Source organism: Acinetobacter variabilis, assembly GCF_000369625.1.
Lineage (GTDB): Bacteria > Pseudomonadota > Gammaproteobacteria > Pseudomonadales > Moraxellaceae > Acinetobacter > Acinetobacter variabilis.
Genome location: NZ_KB850113.1, coordinates 1239905 through 1258877 on the forward strand (window position 1 = coordinate 1239905; position 18973 = coordinate 1258877).

Sequence of the window (18973 nt, forward strand, 5' to 3'; positions counted from 1 at the left end):
ATTATCTTTATAAAGTGACCTCTCCTGAGCATACTTCAATCATTGTATGAAAGTGAAGCACTAGAGAGGTTTTGAGAGTTCTTGGAATTTTCTCTTTAGAATTTTAATCCCCCTGAACCCCCTTTATCAAAGGGGGACTTCTCCTCTCTTTTATAAAGAGAGATCGGGAGGGATCTATTAAGCCCCTAACAGGCTTTGACCACAGACACGAACCACGTTGCCATTTAAACCTGTTGAAGTCGTAGAAGCAAACATGGCAATTGTTTCTGCAACATCTACAGGTAGACCACCTTGGCTCATTGAGTTCATACGGCGGCCTGCTTCACGGATTGCAAATGGAATCGCAGCCGTCATTTGTGTTTCGATAAAGCCCGGTGCAACAGCATTAATCGTTATACCATTTTTTAAGGTTGGTGCTGTGAATTTTACCACACCAATCACACCCGCTTTAGACGCTGCATAGTTGGTTTGACCCAGGTTACCTGCAATGCCTGAAATTGAGGATACACAGATAATACGGCCATTAGCATTTAGACCATCGTTGGAGATTAAATAGTCATTTACACGTTCAATGGCAGACAGGTTGATGTTAATCACCAGATCCCATAGCTCAGGTTTCATATTAGCCAAAGTCTTGTCACGGGTAATACCAGCATTATGCACAATAATGTCCAGACCACCCTGCTCAGCTGCTGCTGCTTTGATTTTTTCGCCTGCATCTGCAGCAGTAATATCGATGGCTAAAGTTGAACCCCCAATTTCACCAGCTACACGGTCAAGGTCCGCTTGCTGCTGTGGAACATCCAGACAGATGACATGTGCGCCATCACGTGCCAATACATGAGCAATCGCTTCACCAATACCACGGCTCGCACCAGTCACTACAGCGGTTTTTCCTGCTAATGGTTTAGTCCAGTCCACATCCACTTTTTCAGCAGGTGAAACACGGATCACCTGACCAGAAACATAGGCAGAACGTGGAGAAACTGCAAAACGTAAAGCAGACTCAAGATTTGCTTCAGCACCGGCATCTACATAGATCAGGTTCGCTGCAATACCCTTTTTAAACTCTTTACCCACAGATTTTACAAAACCTTCCAGTGCGCGTTGAGCAATTGACTGACTGACTGATTTAGCAGTTTCAGGCGTAGTCCCCACAATCACGATACGGCCAGAACTTTGAATTTGACGTGCAATCGGGTTAAAGAAATCATAAAGTGATTTTAATTGTTCTGAATTTTCGATTCCTGAAGCATCAAAAATGACAACTTTGAATTTTGATTCTTTATCGCCCGGATTAAACGCACCCAGATTCAGTCCAGCTGATGCAGCAGCCTGTTGCAGTTCAGCATTGTTACCTGCATAGCTATTAGCATGAATATTTGCCAGAACCTGAGCAATAGCACCGGTCAATGTACTTGCCGGTGCTGCTCCAAACAATACCGCGCCTTTAACTACAGGTGTAGCAGACTCAAAACGGTCTAAAGAAGTTGGGGATGGCAGACCCAAATTTTTAATGACAAATTTACCAATAGGAGATTTTGCGAAAGTTTGGTACTGATCAGTCATGTTTATTATCTCTCATACAAATTAATTTTTGGTTGATCTAAAGTTATCCTTAAACTTCAGTATGATGCCAGACACTTATATTTCAATAGATCTACCAGATTCCGCCCAATCATACTTGAGATAACAGGCAGATGACTTGACCTAAGCGCAGTCTGTAATGTCATTGTAGTCAATACAGCCTATCTTCTTCTATGCTAATGTAACCACCAAGAAGACGATCTATTTGCCTGGTAAAGCCTTATGAGCAAAACAACTCAAGATAATCCAGCAGTCGAGAACTCTGCGACAGAAACTGTGTCAAAACCATCAACGCGTAGCAAGCGTAGCACTAAAAATCCTGATACAGCCAATGCCGCAGAAAAAAGTCCGGCTAAAACCACACGTACACGCAGTACATCTGCACGTACCAAAAAAACGACTTCAAGCCAACAAGATTCAACATCTATAACACAGACTTCTGTTCAACAGGAACCAAACATGAGCCAAAATACAGTTCGCCGCGTTGCTATTATCGGTGGTAACCGCATTCCATTTGCACGTTCTAACGGTGCTTACTTTACGGCATCCAATACTGATATGTTCACAGCAGCCCTGAATGGTCTGGTTGAACGTTTTAATCTTCAAGGTCAACGCTTAGGTGAAGTGGTTGCAGGTGCTGTACTGAAACATAGCCGCGACTTCAACATGACTCGCGAATGTGTACTGAATACTGCTCTTGCACCGGAAACCCCTGCTTATGACATCCAGCAAGCATGTGGTACTGGCCTTCAAGCGGCATTCCTAGTCGCAAACAAGATTGCTCTAGGTCAGATAGAAGTGGGAATTGCAGGTGGTGTAGATACGACTTCTGATGCACCAATCGCTTTTGGTGATGGCTTACGTAAAGCATTACTTGAGCTGAATATTGCGAAAACGGCGAAAGACCGTTTAAAAGCACTGACTAAAATCAATGTGAAAGACCTGATGGATGCACCAAAAAATGGTGAGCCACGTACTGGCCTGTCTATGGGTGACCATCAAGCAATTACTACACTGGAATGGGGTATTTCTCGTGAAGCGCAAGATGAATTAGCCGCTTCTTCACACCAGAAAATGGCAGCAGCCTATGAAGAAGGTTTCTTTGATGACCTGGTGACTCCATTCCTGGGTCTTGAACGTGACAACAACTTGCGTCCTGATTCTTCAGTTGAAAAACTGGCGAAACTAAAACCTGCTTTTGGTAAAGGTGATGCACGTACCATGACTGCGGGTAACTCTACTCCACTGACCGATGGTGCTTCTTGTGTGCTACTGGCTTCTGAAGAATGGGCTAAAGCAAATGGTCATGAAGTACTGGCTTACCTGACTTTCCAGGAAACTGCTGCCGTTGATTTTGTAGAGAAGAAAGAAGGCCTGTTGATGGCACCTGCTTATGCAGTCCCTCGTATGCTGGAACGTGCTGGTCTGAAACTGCAAGATTTTGACTACTATGAAATTCACGAAGCATTTGCATCGCAAGTACTTTCAACATTGAAAGCTTGGGAAGATCCAAAATTCTGTAAAGAGCGTTTAGGTCTGGATGCTCCACTAGGTTCAATTGACCGTGCCAAACTGAACGTAAAAGGTTCTTCTCTTGCTGCAGGTCACCCATTTGCAGCGACTGGCGGTCGTATTATCGCGACTGCGGCAAAACTGATTAACCAGAAAGGTTCAGGTCGTGTGCTTGTTTCGATCTGTGCAGCTGGTGGTCAAGGCGTAACAGCAATTATTGAAAAATAATCCAAGCCTCATATAAAAAACCGCTCATAAAGAGCGGTTTTTTATTGCAGTAATTTTAATAGAGCACTGAAGATTACTCTAGTAAAGACTCAAGTTAAGCTTTTCGGTAGTCTGGTTCCAGACCCATTTTGGCCTCAAGCTGGTCATAGCACCACTGGAAAATAAAAGTATACACCAGAATACATAATGTCATCGCCAGATCCAAAAGAAAAGCCTGCGCCAGACTGATCTGTAATGCATAAGCCACCATCGGAATCGTCGCCAGCATCAAACCACCCTCAAATCCAATCGCATGAGCAATCCGCACTTTGATGGTTCTTTTCAAACGATGTTTGGCTTCAAACTTTTCAAAATAATGATTAAACAACATATTCCAGAACATTGAAGTCACAGCCATCGCAATTCCGAGAGCGCCTGTGACCTCAAGCGGCATATGCATGAGCGTACTCAGTAAAATGGCAATCACCACCAATAAAATACCTTCATATAAGGTGGCATGAATCAGTCTTCTTTTCGAAATTAACATTTCAGTTCATCAAGTCAGGAGATAAAAGAATTTTATTTCTTTAAATTTGATTATTCGAGTTAGAATCTATCAATAAAAATGAAAGATAGAATTCATGAATACTAATCAAGAACAGCTGCTGATGTTTAAACTGGTCATGGAAACCGGCTCCTTCTCTGCTGCTGCACGTAAACTTGGTAAAGTTCCTTCTGCAGTGAGCATGTCCATTGCCAATCTGGAAATTGATCTTAATCTGGTGCTATTTGAACGCATTGGCCGTGAACCGAAACCCACCGCGCAGGCGAAAGTGCTATATGAAAAAACTGAACAGCTTTTGGTTGAAATCAATCAATGGAAGCAACATGCGCTTGCGCTCAGTTCAGGCCTGGAATCTGAATTAAATATTGTGGTGGTGTCTGAATTACTCCATACCCGCTGGACCGATTATATCGTTTTGCTGGAACGGGAATTTCCAGCGCTGCAAGTTAATGTATTTAGCGCACCCCAAGAGGATGCTCATCGCATGCTGTTTGAAGGTTCAGCGCAGTTAGCGCTGATGTTTGAACGAGAACAGTTGGAAACCCGTGAACAGTTTATAGAATTAAAGCGTGAGGTACTGGTCGCCGTTGCGGCCAAACAGCATCCATTAAGTCAATTTCAACAGGTCAGTTATGAGCAGATTTTACAAAGTCGACAGATTGTTGTTGCCAGTCGTGATCGTAGCATTAAGCCAGAACTGCTCTTTTCCCGAAATTACTGGCGCACTGACAATCATCAATCTGCCTGTAACATGATCCTGCAAGGTTTAGGCTGGGGGGTACTTCCTCTGGAAATGATCAATGAACAGCCACACTTGCAGGAGCAACTACAGATCTTGCAGCTGCTCGATTTCACCCCAAAATTTGAATATTTTGTCGATCTGGTCTGGAGTCGGGAAACTCGACTGGGTACAGCTGCTCATTTTTTGATTAATCACTTGCGTCAGCAGCGAAAAACCGACCATTAATCACAGAAATTCAACGACAGTCTACTTGGTAAGAGGATGATTTATGATATATAAGAATGCATAAGTAATAACCATAGAACTAGATCGTAATGACATTAACTGCATTAAACCAATTAAAAAACTTGACGACTATTGTGGCAGATAGCAGTGATTTAAGCGCAATTGAGAAATTTCGCCCTCTGGATGCAACCACAAATCCATCTCTGATTACTGCTGCAGCGAAACAGCCTGAAAATCAGGCATTGATTGAAGCTGCTTTTCAACAAGCCCAGCAAGAAGGCTATGTTAATAATGCTCTGATAGAACGCACCATTGATATTTTGACCGTCAAATTCGGTGTTGAAATTTTAAAACTGATTGAAGGTCGTGTTTCGACTGAGGTGGATGCCTCCCTGTCTTTTGATACTGAAGCGACCATCGCCAAGGCTAAAGAATTACTCGCGCTGTATGATCAATATGGGATTAATTCTGACCGCATCCTGATTAAGATCGCATCGACTTGGGAAGGCATTCAGGCAGCAAAAGCATTGGAAGAAGAAGGTCTCCATACCAACCTGACCTTATTGTTTGGCCAGCATCAGGCCCATGCCTGCGCTGATGCCAAAGTGACTTTAATCTCACCTTTTGTCGGCCGCATTCTAGACTGGTACAAAAAAGCGGAAGGTGTTGAGTCGTATCCGATCGAAAAAGATCCGGGCGTACTCTCAGTGAAGCGCATTTATGAGTTCTATAAAACGCATGGGATTAAAACTGAAATCATGGGTGCAAGCTTCCGTAGTATTGAGCAGGTTCTGGGCCTCAGCGGTTGTGATCTGCTCACTGTCGCACCAAACTTGCTGGAACAACTGGAAAATGATCAGCGTGAAGTACAGGCTCAACTTTCAGCCAAAGATATTCAATCTCAAGGTGAACTGAGTCCAATCAGTCATGCCGATTTTGATGCACAACTGAAACAGGACCAGATGGCCAGTGAACTACTGCAAGGTGGTATCGATGGCTTTATCAAAGCCCGTGAGCAACTGGCGGCTTTATTAAAGGAAAGTTTTTTGAGCACCACCTAATTTCACAGCGAATTTATAGAATTTCTGCAGGCCGATGTTGCTATAATGCCGCATCGGCTTTTTTCATTTTTGCGAGTTCTTCGTGTTTGGTATCACAGATCTAACGACCTTTATCATTGGGACAACGTTAATTGTGTTACTGCCAGGGCCGAATTCCCTCTATGTCATGTCGATTGCCTCCCGCTTTGGTGTCAAGACCGGTTATATGGGCGCCTTAGGGGTTTATACCGGTGACCTGATTCTGATTCTATGTACGGCGTTAGGCGCAGCCTCTCTACTTCATGCATTTCCCGTGCTATTTATTGCCCTGAAAATTATTGGTGCTGTCTATCTCAGTTATCTTGGGATCAAACTGATTATTGCCGCCTATCAGACTTTTTTTCCGAAACAGTCGTCACAACGTGTTCAGATTAAAAAGGCTACTTCTGAAACTGTCGAGTCGATTCAGCCCTTTCGCACAGCATTGACGATCAGTGTTATAAATCCTAGCAATTCTATTTTACTTGTCTTTTTTTGTGCAGTTTGTCGATCCTGTTTACCCTTATCCGGCACTGACTTTTGCACTCTTGGCTTTAATCCTGCAACTGATCAGCATGACCTACCTTTCAATCCTGATCTTTTCCGGGGTCAAACTCGCGAGCTATTTCAACCAGAATTATAAATTGACCGCTGGCGGAGTTGCTTCAGTAGGAATTCTATTCTGCGGGTTCGGAATCAAACTGGCGACTTCAACCTTCTAAAAATTAGTAGCTTTCTGGCAAGAGCAGCTCTTTCTAAAATTGTTAAAAACATTGTGTTTATATATGAAAAGCGTATGATTTAAACGCATTTAAAAATAGTGTCATGGATGATGCATAAACTTTTACAAGATCTCTCCTTTCCTGCCATCATGGCGGGTTTTATTACCTGCATGATTGGGATCAGCGTATCCGCCGTACTGGTCATTGAAGCAGCGCAAAGCCTGGGTGCAAATGCAGCGCAAATCAGTTCCTGGTTATGGGCACTCGGTATAGGTATTGGAGTTTCCGGCTTGCTGCTTTCCTGGAAATATCGTTATCCGATTTCCACCGCCTGGTCGACAGCCGGTCTGGCATTAATTATTGCCTCCGCAGGCCATTACAGTCTGGCCGAAGCGATTGGCGCTTTTCTGATTTGTGGCATCCTGATTGCCTGTCTGGGATTTTTCGGAATATTTGACCGGATTTTTCAGTTTATTCCGCAAAGTCTGACCAGCGCCATGCTGGCTGGTGTCTTGCTGAAATTTGGTATTTCGGTATTTGGCAGCCTGCAACAATCTTGGGGCTTTGTGCTTACAGTACTGGCCATCTATCTCATTTCCAAAAAGCTCAGTACCCGTTATAGCATTGTCATTACCGTCTTAATGGCAATTACGCTCTGTCCGTTCTTTATCGATTTTACGCTTCCACATTTGAACTGGAGCATCGCCCAGCCTGTATGGACCACACCAGAATTTAGCCTGCAAGCTATTTTAGGACTGGCTCTTCCGCTGATGGTGATTAATCTGGCATCGCAATATTTACCAGGCCTGGCTGTAATTAAAAGTTATGACTATCCACCCAAGGTAAATTCGATTTTAGGCTGGACGGGCCTCACTCAGGCACTACTCGCTCCCTTTGGCTGTTTCAGTGTTAATCTTGCTGCAATTAGTGCAGCAGTCAGTCTGGATGCACAGGCACATCCTGATCCAGCTAAGCGTTATATCGCAGGTATGAGCTGTGGTCTGTTTTATATTCTGATGGGTTTCTTCGCTGCGACCCTGACCAGCTTATTGATGGCTTTTCCGGGTATTCTCATTACGGTTCTGGCCGGCATTGCCCTGTTTGGCACCATTAGCCACAACATTGCAGTGGCTTTTCAGGACACTCATGACCGGGAAGCCGCACTGATGACCTTTCTGTTCAGTGCATCCAATATCCAGTTTTTCGGCATTGGTTCTGCTTTCTGGGGCCTACTGCTTGGCTTGATGGTTTATTTACTATTTAAGCTTAAACCTCAGCTGGCTTAAATTCATGAAAATAGAGATAACTTATAGCTATCGGTTTTAATGCCCCGCTGCTTGAGAAAACAGATTAATGACCACCACACCGGAAATAATCAGGGCAATACCAATAAAAGCAGGAAGATCCAACGCCTGCTTAAATACAATATAACCGACAATGGCCGTGAGAATGATCCCGACTCCGGCCCAGATCGCATAAGCAATGCCTAAAGGAATCACCTTGATCACCTGAGACAGCAAATAAAAGGCGATACAAAATAAAACGACCACCGCTAAAGAAGGCCACAAACGGGTAAAGCCTTCAGATTTCACCAGAAATGTAGAGCCAGTGACTTCGGCAATTATAGCCAAACCCAACAAAAGATATGCCCAAGTTGCAGGGTTCATTTATTCATCCTCCAAATCTGTCTTTCCTAAACCAAAGCTTAGGGTTTGTTGACATTTACTGTTCATAATTAAACCTATAAAGGTAGCCATAAAAATATACAGGCTAAGGCAACAGCACTTTGATAATTTCTTTTGAGCTTGTCATATCGGGTAGCTATTCCTCTAAATTGCTTTAATCTACAAAACATATTTTCAACTAAATGCCTGATTTTATATAAATACCAGTCCATATGATCATTGTTCGATTGGCTATTTATTTTTTTTGGTATATTCGCTTTTGTCCCTGTTTTTCTGATCTGTTCACGCAGTGGTTCTGAATCATAGTCTTTATCTGCGCAGACCACTTTTGTCTCTTTTAAGTCTAATGTTGATATTAAATCAGGTGCAACTTTGACGTCATGTGTGGTTCCATCGGTAATCATGAAATCAACAGGATTGCCATTTGCATCAACAATCAAATGTATTTTTGAGGAGTTTCCTCCTACACTTTTAGAAATGGATTGATTCGCTATACCGGCAGAATGTTGATGAGCACGTACGTGAGAGCCATCAATAAAAATCCACTCCATATCGGGGCATGATGCTAATAATTTGAATAATCTAAGCAACTTACCACTGCTTGACCAACGATTAAAACGTTTGAAAATAGAGTTTGATTGACCGAAATAGGAAGGAATATCTCGCCCCGGACAGCCTGTTCTAATTCTATAGAGAATAGCTTCAATAAAATTACGTAAATTTGAGTTGTGATGAATGGATAAATTACGCAAAATAGTTTTCAACTTTTGCCAGTGTTGATCTGTCAGCATGGTACGAGGCATAGCGAATAGTAAAATTGGGTTTGGCGATTTGATTTTACTACTTTGCTATTTTTTAAGCTAAAAGTGTCAACACACCCTAGTTATAGTCTTAAGAAATAAATTATTTATAACTATATATTGAGGGGCGAAAGCTGATGTAAAAAATCCAGCGTCTTGATAAAAGTCTGCTGACTTTCTTTCTTACCCATAAAGAACTGATATTCATGAATCAGCCAGGCTTTAGATTCGGGATAAAAAACTTCTGTTACTGGAACCTGCTGCGCTTTTAGAGCTTTGATAAAAGGCAAGGATTGGGTATCAGTCAGAAAGTCCTTGTTGCCCCCGCTAATGAATACTGGCGGATACGACGGCGTAATATACTGGATTGGAGAAATACGTTTGAGAAACTCGGCATCATTTTTACGATCCCCTGTATAGGCCTGAATCAGGCTATATACCCCCCACTCTACGATCTTCATTTCATCAGGTGCAGTACTGGCAAATGACTCCAGGTCATAAATACCACAGTGCAGAATCAGACCTTTAAGCTGAGAGGGTTGCAGATAAGGCTGAAAATCAGATTGTTTGGCGAAGTCAGGATTTGTTAGAAGCGCAGCATAATGGCTGGCCATATTCGCCCCGGCAGAATCTCCGGCCAGATATAAATTCTGGGCATCAATCTGGTATTCGGCTGCATGTTGAGTAATAAACTCTAAAGCCTGATCAATCTGATGTAACTGACTTGGATAAATCGCTTGAGGTGCAAACTGATATTGAACCGATACCACGTTATAACCTTGCGCAGCCAGAAGTTTAAAATAACCCCGAGCATGTTCTTTGGAACCGGAAATCCAGCCACCACCATGAATCCACACAATAGTTGGTTGAGGGCCGATATTTTCGATATTTTGTGGTTGATACAGATCCAGAGATAGTTTTTGCTGCGGTTCATAGACAATATTCTGATGCACGATGACCGAACCTGGTGAATAGCGATCCATCACCTTTTGCTGCATCCCTGTGGTCAAATTAAAAGCACTCGCAATGACCCGGCTATTCTGTACAGTATTTTGACAGCCTGCCAAAATGATTGAACAGAGCAGCAATAAATGAATGGCAAAAAACCTCAAAACCTTCCCCATAGATCAGCCCAAAAATAAGCCTAGGCAGTTTAAACCATCCCCAGAAAAACAGCGTCATTTATTCTGTTATTTTTGATCAATAAAACCTGAATTCCTAGTTTTTCGCTCTGTTTTTTCTTTAATCAAATCTCTGCTTTCATGTGAAAAATATCTGTAATTTAAAGATTTTTTCCATTTTTCAGCTTTTTGCAATTGCACCCTTGGTTGCACTGTGCTATCAATAAATCAGAGCGTAAAAGACACACAACATGCGGAGAAAAATCATGGCTTACCAACATATTTTAGTCCCAGTAGACGGTTCAGATATTTCCTTTTCTGCAGTTCGACATGCAGCCAAAATTGCCAAGGCATTTGGCAGTAAACTTTCCCTAATCAGCCTGATTGCAGAAGACCCTTTTACCGAAGCTGACTTCTACTACAGTTCAACCATCATGAAAGAGTATTTTGCTCAGGCTCATGCCAATGCAAAAAATGCCCTAAAAGAAGCCACTGCAATTGCAGACAGTGAAGGTATAGAAGCAGATTCCCGCATTGTGACTGGTCTGGTGAATGCCGAACATATTGCTGAGACTGCAGAGGAAACCCAAGCCGATCTGATCGTCATGGGTTCACACGGTCGTAAAGGCTTCCAGAAAATGATTCTGGGCAGCTTTGCACAAGATGTTTTGGGCGCCAGTCAAATTCCGGTGTTAATCGTTAAAAAATAACCTGATTTGCGCATCTTCAAGGTGCGCAATTTTTTCAGGCAGTGTTTCTGTCTGAACCCTTCTACAGTGAACCTCCATTTTCTAAATGACCATTTCACTGCATATTCTAAAAATGAGGAGGCACCATGCAAAACTATGAACATATTCTTGTCGCACTCGATGAATCCTCGATGTCCTATGCTGCAGCTGAACATGCCCGTGAGCTGGCCAAAGCTTTTAGTAGTAAGGTGACATTGGTCAGTATTATTGCCGTAGATCCATTTAAAGGCGTGGACTTTTATAAGGTTGCTCCCGCAGTCACTGACTATTTCATGCAGGCAGAACAACATGCACTGGATCTTTTAAATGAGATCAAGGAAAATTTTGTGCATGATGGTACACAAGTCACGACCAAAATCATTCATGGTATGGCACCTTCTGAAGGAATTCTTCAGGCAGCGCAGGAAGTTCCGACCGATCTGATTATCATGGGATCACATGGCCGCAAAGGTTTGCAAAAACTGATGCTGGGCAGCGTGGCACAGAATGTCCTTTCCCAGTCCGAGATTCCGGTATTGATTGTGAGATCGTAAGACAGACAACAAAAAAGCCTGCTATGCAGGCTTTTTTTAGCGAACTTTTTGATTCAGTTCGTTCAGGAAGAGTTCAGCATCCAGCTGGCTATTAAATACTTTTTTGTATTCTCCAGCTTGCTGAATAGAATACGGTGTATATTGAAGGGAAATTTCAAACAGACCAGTCGCAGCATTTCTGCTGACATGGACCGCAATAATATGCCGAGTATTTAAATAAAAACCATCTTCGATTTTCACCAACATCTTGAATAAGACCTCTAGTATATCAATTTGAAGATTTCTTCATGTTTAATAGAAAAGTATAGTTTTACTTTCCTGTCTAGCCTCTTACTGTAAACCTTTTATGTGGCTGATTTCGCATTATAGGATTTTAAATGTGTTTAAATTCACCATTTAAAATAAGTAAATAATAAAAAGCCGGATCAGATGATCCGGCTTTTTACATAATGATCTTATACGCTTAACATGCTGTTCAATGTCTCAGAGACATTTTTCGATTTCACCTGTGGTTTTAAAGCTTCAAGTTGTGCTTTAACTTCACTGCGTTGTGGTTCAATCAGTGTATACCAGCGTGAAAGCACCTGAAGCAGACGTGAACCGACAATCGGGTTTTTCTGATCCAGATATTTCGCCAGCTCGATATAATGCTGTACACCAAAGCTCCAGGTATTGACCGGATTGGCATTCAAACCGCCACTCACCGCACGGATACGGTTTGGCACTTTCAAGTCATAATCCGCATGCTCAGTGAGTGCTTTAATTGTTTCTGCAGTCGCTTTTGGATGAGCTGCTTGCAGCATGAACCATTGATCCAGTGCCAGTGCTTCATCTTTAAAGCGGTTATAGAAATCATCCAGGAATGCTTTGGCTTGAGGTGCATCATTCCATACCAATACACGCAAGGCACCTAAACGTTCAGACATATTGCCTGTGTTTTGGTATTGCTGCTCTGCCAGAGCAAATGCACTTTCATCACCTTGACGTGCAATCAGCATCAACATGATATTTTTCAGTGCACGCACACCCATCGCCTGAGAGAAATCTGACTGTAGCTCAGGATCCAGACTCAGATAGATTTCTTTAGCTGTTGCTCCAAAGGCACGTGCCAATTTATGCAGCAAGGCATCACGTTTTTCCTGGATCATGGCCGGATTGTAGTCTGTATCAATACGGCTACCCAGGTAACCTTCAGCCGGTACATCAAACAGACGGGAAGCCAATAGCGGATCTTTCTGAATCAGATCAGGCAAGGTATTTAGCATTGCCTCGATATAAATTTCAGAAGGTTGATCATCCAGCAGAATGCGTTCTAATAAAGTCTGGGTCGCCTGCCACTGGTTAAAACCATTGGTTTCATATTGCAACAGGAACGCCAGTTCTTGTTCAGAGTAATCAAAATGAAGATCAACGGGTGCAGAGAAGTTACGCAATAAAGAAACCACCGGCTTGCTGGTTACACCGCTAAACTCGATGGTCGCTTCATCCTGATCAAACAGATACACCCCATCTTTGACGCCATTTTCAAATAAGGCGTCAGAGTTCAGGCTCAGCTGCTCACCGGTATTCGCATCAAACAAGGCCAAAGCCACTGGAATCGAAACAGCTTTCAGATTCGGATATTTCGGATGAGCTTTCAGGCTTTGCTTAAAGCTAAGACGATAAGTTTGTGCATCTGCATCATACTCACCTTTTGCGACCAGTTTCGGTGTACCTGGCTGGTTATACCAAGTCAGGAAGTTTGATAGATCCACACCAGAACCGGCGGTCAATGCAGCTACCCAGTCTTCAACGGTTACGGCCTGACCATCATGACGGCGGAAATACTCATCTGTACCTTGACGGAATTTTTCTTTACCGAGTAAAGTCGCCATCATACGGTTAATTTCCGCACCTTTTTCATACACGGTCGCAGTATAGAAGTTATTAATTTCTACAAAATGATCCGGACGCGGTGGATGCGATAAAGGGCCAGAATCTTCCGGGAACTGATGCGCTTTCAGGACTGCAACATCATCAATACGCTGTACCGCAGCAGACTGTAGATCTTCCGAGAAAGACTGATCACGGAATACAGTCAAACCTTCTTTCAGACACAGCTGGAACCAGTCACGACAAGTAATCCGGTTACCCGTCCAGTTATGGAAATATTCATGGGCAATTACGGACTGTACACGCATGATGGCAGCATCTGTTGTATATTCTTCATCAGCCAATACGCATGAGGTATTGAAGATATTCAGACCTTTGTTTTCCATCGCACCCATGTTAAATGCGCTAGTTGCTACGATCATGTAATTATCGAGGTCGTATGGCAGACCATAATGCTCTTCATCCCAACGCATGGAATGTTTCAACGCTTCCATCGCAATTTTGCATTTTGGAATATCTTTTTCCTCGGCATAGATTTCCAGTGCCACATCACGACCCTCTGATGTGGTATAGCGATCTTTCATTACTGCCAGATCCCCAATGACGCAGGCAAATAAATAGCTCGGCTTTTTGGTTGGATCTTGCCAAAGTGCATAGTGACGGTTTTCATCCACTTCACCCGTCTCAATCAGGTTACCGTTAGCCAGTAGAACTGGATACTTTTTGTCAGCTTCGACACGAGTGGTAAATACAGACAATACATCTGGGCGGTCTGGATAGAACGTAATTTTACGGAAACCTTCCGGTTCGTTCTGAGTTACGAACAGATCTGAACTGGCCTGATACAGACCTTCCAGCATGGTATTGCTTTCTGGATGAATCTTGACGACTGTTTCAATGGTCGCCTGATCTGGAGCATTGCTAATCACCAGTTGCTCAGTATCCAGAATATAATCTGATGCATTTAGTGGCTGACCATTTAACTGGATCGATTGCAGTTCGAGGTCACGACCAAGCAATACCAGATCACCTGCTGTTTGACGCTGCATCTCCAGTTTGCTGCTGACCAGCGTATGATCGTCATAGACTTGAATATTCAGGTCGATTGAATCTACAACAAAAGAAGGTTTTTGATAGTCTTTTAAATAAATGGTTTGATCTGCTTCGATCACCGGATTCGCCGCGATATTCATATAATGTCCTGATCCTTTATTGCACAGCTTCTAAGGCAAAAGATTGTCAATGTATTGATCATACGCCTTGATCTTGAACCTGTCTGTGCGTTTCATTTGTATTGTATATGGGAATAATTACTAATCTTTTCAATTGAGCTACATCAAAATATACGACAATCGCCTTATATTTGCCCGATATCTAAAATCCCCCTCTCTAAAACAACTTAAAGATAGAATAAAAAAAGCCCTCATCTGCACTATATGATTCCTCTATGCATGTTTCCTGCATATGCAAAGTATTATTCCAATATTAAAATTTACTGCCTGAGTTAAGAACAACCTTATCCAATTTAGATGCTGGGCACTGCAAAATCTGGCTTCTAAAAGATTAGGTTCTGGTTAATCTGCGTTCCGAATTTCACTTTAAATGCACAAATGACATGCACCAGTTTGAATGCATTTTGTCTCACCCAACAGCAACGGCAGGATTTAAAGAAAGATATATGCCAAGTTTTCAGCCAATATCATATTTTTTCACATTTTCTTATCTATTTGATTTAAAAATATATAATTTAGGATTAATAGCAATTCCGAAATACTGATTAAAAAATGAGCATGGTTTTTGCTACAGTTTAAGTGTGTTTTCTCCAAGCGCAAAGACTCCAAGAATAACGACAACAAAGAAATTGAGGTGAGCTATGTATTTAAAACAGCATGTGGTACGGATTGAAAATCTTAAAACACTTCAGGTTCTGGATCAGGCCAATATTGATCATAAAGTCATTGCCCTGTTTATGAGTTCTGAAGGCGTTCAGCTACAAGCGCATGAGGTCAGTGCGATTCTGAATACTTATGATGCACTCGGTGGCAAAAAGGTTCCATCCAAAAAAGTGCAGGCGTTGATTCAAGCGAAACATCAAGGAGAGGAAGACGAAACATTACCCTGCCCCGTTTAAAAAACGATGATCCAGTTTTCTTGAATACAGGGCTACTTCGGTAGCTCTGTTTGTTGAAAGGCTCTCTCCTCCTGAAATCTGCTGCATTAAAATATTCTCAAATGACGCGTGACTTTGATGAGCTGTGTATAATCGCAGTTTCTCTTTATTCTGGAGTTGTGCGCAATCATGGTATTCAACGTTCTGCAAAAACAGCTTGATGAAAGTACGCAGTGCCCGCTATGTAAGGCCTCCATGTACTGGATCGAGGCAGAACAGTATGATCAGGACATTACTTATCATGAATGCAGCCACTGCCAGCATCAGCTCTATACCGACCAGAAACATAACTGTTATTGCGATCAGTGTCTGGCTCAGCGTAAACGTATGCTGAAAGAAGTCCGTTTACAGGAAAACCGGAAAATTTATAAAAAGCAGGATCGGCATGAATATGAGCTTAATCAGCTCAGCTTTATTAGCAAACTGTTTCTGCTCTCGATTCTGGATGAACAGGTTCAGGAACATAGCCAGCATCAGGAATATATTGACTGGCATGCCATTAAATATTATTCCATCAGCCCGAATTACCTGTATCAGCATGGTCTGGTCAAAAATCTGCTGAAAGATCAGATTCTAATTCCTAGAGATATTCAACAAGAGAATCAGCAGTACTATATTAATGTACGTCTGGATGGCTATTCTGAGCCAAGCCTGTTCAGTATTACCCAGCAGTTGCGTTTCTGGTTCTATGAAAATCTGAGTAAAGGCGTGCCTTTTAAAAGTGCGGATGAAGTCAAAGATGCATTGTATTGTCTACTGTATCAGGAAGTCATTCAATTCGCACAGTTCTATTGCCGTAGCTGGGGTATCCAGATTGCGGGCAATCAAAGTTTTCAGGCTTTCTGCTATCGCCTGCTCGATGTTTTGGCTGTGGGACAGATTTATTATCTCGTGCAATCGGCCCTCGAATATCTGTATCAGCAGAAAGCTTTAAAACCACGAAATGAAAATTTCATTAATACCAATTTACTGAAAAAGACCCTACAGCAATATCGGGAACGTTCAGTGAATGAAAAATGGGAAACCTCAATTCTGCCTCGTCCACCACAATTGCCTTTGAGCAAAATGAGCAGCATTCTGTTTTTCCGCTTTCTTGGTTATGATGAAAATATTTTCTTCCAGCCGATCTGGCGTTCATGGCAGAAGATTGAACCACGCCTGAAATTTTATTCACAAAAACGCTGTATGCATTGCGGCTCACAAGAGCTTACTGTTGAATATGATGCCAGCGATTATGTCAGCCTGTTATGCCGTAACTGCAAACATCAAGACCATTATTTTACCCGCTAAGAATTTAGCAGCTCTATTCATATTTGAAAGATCAGGATGATGAATACTTCCGTGCAACAATTACAAAATACTCTTCTCGATCAGATCTGTGAAGCCTGGTCATTGCTTCAAGAGCAGCAACCATTGGTGCATGTGATGACCAATGCGGTGGCCAGCAACTATGTGGCCAATATCTTGCTGGCTGCGAATGCTTCGCCCGCTATGATTGATAATCCTTTTGAAGCAGAGAGCTTTGTCAAAATTGCTGGAGCACTCAGTTTAAATTTGGGAACGCCGACTACCGAACAGGTCGAGGCGATGCAGATCGCTGCTAAAACAGCACACAGTATCCAAAAGTCATGGGTACTAGATCCTGTTGGTTATGGAAATGTACTGCATTGGCGTTCAGGTGTTGTTGATCAGCTCATGACCTATCAACCCACAATTTTACGGGGGAATGCTTCAGAAATTGGTGCTTTGGCTGGAAAGAATATCGAGTCTAAAGGCGTCAATAGCACTGTTGATAGCTCAGAAGTTTATCTACAGGCGCAGTCCTTACTTGAACAATGTGAATGTATTGCTATTTCAGGTGAGTCTGATTACATCATTTCCAGAGATTATCCGGTGATTCAGGTTTTAGGCGGTTCATATTTACAGCCGCGCGTCACAGCAACTGGATGTGCCCTAGGCGCACTGATTGCAGCTTATAGTGCAGTCAGTTCTTCTGCGATCGCAGCACTCTCTGCTCATGTACATTTTGCAATCGCCGGTCAATTGGCTTTTGCCAAAGCAGCAACCTTAGGTCATTTTAATGCTGCATTTATCGATGAGATTCATCAATTGAACATAGAAACGATCCGTCAATATGCAGACTTTCGGATTTTGGCAGATTAAGCATCAGTCGGGTGTTTTATAATGAACACATGGAACACCCTATTACACTATTCAACTTATTTTTTAGATAATTAAATTCAGCCTTAATCTGGCAAAAATAATTTTTCAAGCGCTCAAGCTCAGTATTGTGTAAGCTTTGGATGAGCTTTTGTATCTCGAACTTGACTAATATCTTTCAAGATTACGTGAAATACATATTTTACCAATTAGGGTGTGTTGACACTTTTAGCTTAAAAAATAGCGAAGTAGTAAAATCAAATCGCCAAACCCAATTTTACTATTCGCTATGCCTCGTACCATGCTGACAGATCAACACTGGCAAAAGTTGAAAACTATTTTGCGTAATTTATCTATTCATCACAACTCAAACTTACGTAATTTTATTGAAGCTATTCTCTATAGAATTAGAACAGGCTGTCCGTGGCGAGATATTCCTTCCTATTTCGGTCAATCAAACTCTATTTTCAAACGTTTTAATCGTTGGTCAAGCAGTGGTAAGTTGCTTAGATTATTCAAATTATTAGCATCATGCCCCGATATGGAGTGGATTTTTATTGATGGCTCTCACGTACGTGCTCATCAACATTCTGCCGGTATAGCGAATCAATCCATTTCTAAAAGTGTAGGAGGAAACTCCTCAAAAATACATTTGATTGTTGATGCAAATGGCAATCCTGTTGATTTCATGATTACCGATGGAACCACACATGATGTCAAAGTTGCACCTGATTTAATATCAACATTAGACTTAAAAGAGACAAAAGTGGTATGCGCAGATAAAGGCTATGATTCAGAACCACTGCGTGAACAGATCAGAAAAACAGGGACAAAAGCGAATATACCAAAGAAAATAAATAGCCAATCGAACAATGATCATATGGACTGGTATTTATATAAAATCAGGCATTTAGTTGAAAATATGTTTTGTAGATTAAAGCAATTTAGAGGAATAGCTACTCGATATGACAAGCTCAAAAGAAATCATCAAAGTGCTGTTGCCTTAGCCTGTATATTTTTATGGCTACCTTTATAGGTTTAATTATGAACAGTAAATGTCAACAGACCCTAGTCAAATTCACACTTATTTTTAAACTTTATTTAAATTTATTTAATAATTCTAAATAAAGCATGTCTGCAATTTAATACTTCATTAAGATTTCTTACTTCTAAGCCAGTAAAACCTATTACTCATTCTTGGCTTTCAAAATATTCAATACTCCATTTAGCCTCAAGAATAAGCT

At 41.9% G+C, this 18973-nt stretch carries 17 protein-coding genes and 1 pseudogene; 11 read left to right on the forward strand and 7 right to left on the reverse strand.

Annotated elements, in window-relative coordinates:
* Nucleotides 1-177: 177 nt before the first annotated feature.
* Nucleotides 178-1569, reverse strand: a complete 1392-nt coding sequence (locus F897_RS11640; RefSeq protein WP_005236066.1) for a 3-oxoacyl-ACP reductase — start codon at nucleotides 1567-1569, stop codon at nucleotides 178-180.
* Nucleotides 1570-1809: 240 nt separating this feature from the next.
* On the opposite strand from F897_RS11640, the gene F897_RS11645 reads away from it, so the two are divergent.
* On the forward strand, nucleotides 1810-3327 hold the full coding sequence (locus F897_RS11645) for an acetyl-CoA C-acetyltransferase (RefSeq protein ID WP_004783924.1): 1518 nt from the start codon (nucleotides 1810-1812) through the stop codon (nucleotides 3325-3327).
* Between the two features lie 94 nt (nucleotides 3328-3421).
* Here the strand turns inward: F897_RS11645 and aceI are convergent, their stop codons facing one another.
* A complete protein-coding gene (aceI, locus tag F897_RS11650; protein WP_005236068.1) occupies nucleotides 3422-3853 on the reverse strand; it encodes a chlorhexidine efflux PACE transporter AceI in 432 nt (143 codons plus the stop codon).
* A 94-nt stretch (nucleotides 3854-3947) separates the two neighbouring features.
* On the opposite strand from aceI, the gene aceR reads away from it, so the two are divergent.
* The 4 genes and pseudogenes from aceR to F897_RS11670 all read left to right on the forward strand — a co-directional run bounded on the left by aceR (nucleotide 3948) and on the right by F897_RS11670 (nucleotide 7925).
* A complete protein-coding gene (gene aceR / locus F897_RS11655; protein WP_005236069.1) occupies nucleotides 3948-4838 on the forward strand; it encodes an HTH-type transcriptional regulator AceR in 891 nt (296 codons plus the stop codon).
* Between the two features lie 89 nt (nucleotides 4839-4927).
* On the forward strand, nucleotides 4928-5899 hold the full coding sequence (gene tal / locus F897_RS11660) for a transaldolase (protein ID WP_004783929.1): 972 nt from the start codon (nucleotides 4928-4930) through the stop codon (nucleotides 5897-5899).
* 82 nt (nucleotides 5900-5981) lie between these two features.
* A pseudogene (gene leuE, locus F897_RS11665) lies at nucleotides 5982-6639 on the forward strand (leucine efflux protein LeuE).
* A gap of 110 nt (nucleotides 6640-6749) precedes the next feature.
* Nucleotides 6750-7925, forward strand: coding sequence for a benzoate/H(+) symporter BenE family transporter (locus tag F897_RS11670; protein WP_005236072.1), 1176 nt, complete (start codon nucleotides 6750-6752; stop codon nucleotides 7923-7925).
* Between the two features lie 36 nt (nucleotides 7926-7961).
* Here F897_RS11670 and F897_RS11675 read toward each other — a convergent pair whose 3' ends face one another.
* From F897_RS11675 to F897_RS11685, 3 genes are all read right to left on the reverse strand, one after another.
* A complete protein-coding gene (locus F897_RS11675; protein ID WP_005236073.1) occupies nucleotides 7962-8306 on the reverse strand; it encodes an SMR family transporter in 345 nt (114 codons plus the stop codon).
* Between the two features lie 74 nt (nucleotides 8307-8380).
* Nucleotides 8381-9127, reverse strand: coding sequence for an IS5 family transposase (locus F897_RS11680; protein WP_005236074.1), 747 nt, complete (start codon nucleotides 9125-9127; stop codon nucleotides 8381-8383).
* Nucleotides 9128-9237: 110 nt separating this feature from the next.
* Entirely contained in the window at nucleotides 9238-10236 is a 999-nt protein-coding gene (locus tag F897_RS11685; protein WP_034581187.1) for an alpha/beta hydrolase, read from the reverse strand.
* A gap of 275 nt (nucleotides 10237-10511) precedes the next feature.
* Between F897_RS11685 and F897_RS11690 the strand changes: the two genes are divergently transcribed.
* Both F897_RS11690 and F897_RS11695 read left to right on the forward strand, forming a co-directional pair.
* Nucleotides 10512-10955: a universal stress protein gene (locus F897_RS11690; protein WP_005236076.1), complete on the forward strand. Its 444-nt coding sequence runs from the start codon at nucleotides 10512-10514 to the stop codon at nucleotides 10953-10955.
* Between the two features lie 125 nt (nucleotides 10956-11080).
* The gene (locus F897_RS11695) at nucleotides 11081-11527 is read left to right on the forward strand and encodes a universal stress protein (protein WP_005236077.1); all 447 of its coding nucleotides are present in this window, start codon (nucleotides 11081-11083) and stop codon (nucleotides 11525-11527) included.
* Between the two features lie 36 nt (nucleotides 11528-11563).
* On the opposite strand, the gene F897_RS11700 is transcribed toward F897_RS11695, so the two are convergent.
* A complete protein-coding gene (locus F897_RS11700; protein ID WP_005236079.1) occupies nucleotides 11564-11773 on the reverse strand; it encodes a hypothetical protein in 210 nt (69 codons plus the stop codon).
* A gap of 209 nt (nucleotides 11774-11982) precedes the next feature.
* Nucleotides 11983-14592 (reverse strand): aminopeptidase N, encoded by a 2610-nt coding sequence (gene pepN, locus F897_RS11705; protein ID WP_005236081.1) that lies wholly within the window; start codon nucleotides 14590-14592, stop codon nucleotides 11983-11985.
* A gap of 680 nt (nucleotides 14593-15272) precedes the next feature.
* Between pepN and F897_RS11710 the strand changes: the two genes are divergently transcribed.
* From F897_RS11710 to F897_RS11725, 4 genes are all read left to right on the forward strand, one after another.
* Nucleotides 15273-15530, forward strand: coding sequence for a hypothetical protein (locus tag F897_RS11710; protein ID WP_005236083.1), 258 nt, complete (start codon nucleotides 15273-15275; stop codon nucleotides 15528-15530).
* Between the two features lie 168 nt (nucleotides 15531-15698).
* A complete protein-coding gene (locus tag F897_RS11715; protein ID WP_005236086.1) occupies nucleotides 15699-16859 on the forward strand; it encodes a hypothetical protein in 1161 nt (386 codons plus the stop codon).
* 39 nt (nucleotides 16860-16898) lie between these two features.
* Nucleotides 16899-17732 carry a hydroxyethylthiazole kinase gene (thiM, locus tag F897_RS11720; RefSeq protein ID WP_005236088.1) on the forward strand — a complete coding sequence of 278 codons (834 nt, stop codon included), beginning with the start codon at nucleotides 16899-16901 and terminating at the stop codon, nucleotides 17730-17732.
* A gap of 286 nt (nucleotides 17733-18018) precedes the next feature.
* On the forward strand, nucleotides 18019-18765 hold the full coding sequence (locus F897_RS11725; protein ID WP_005236091.1) for an IS5 family transposase: 747 nt from the start codon (nucleotides 18019-18021) through the stop codon (nucleotides 18763-18765).
* The last annotated feature ends 208 nt before the right edge of the window (nucleotides 18766-18973 follow it).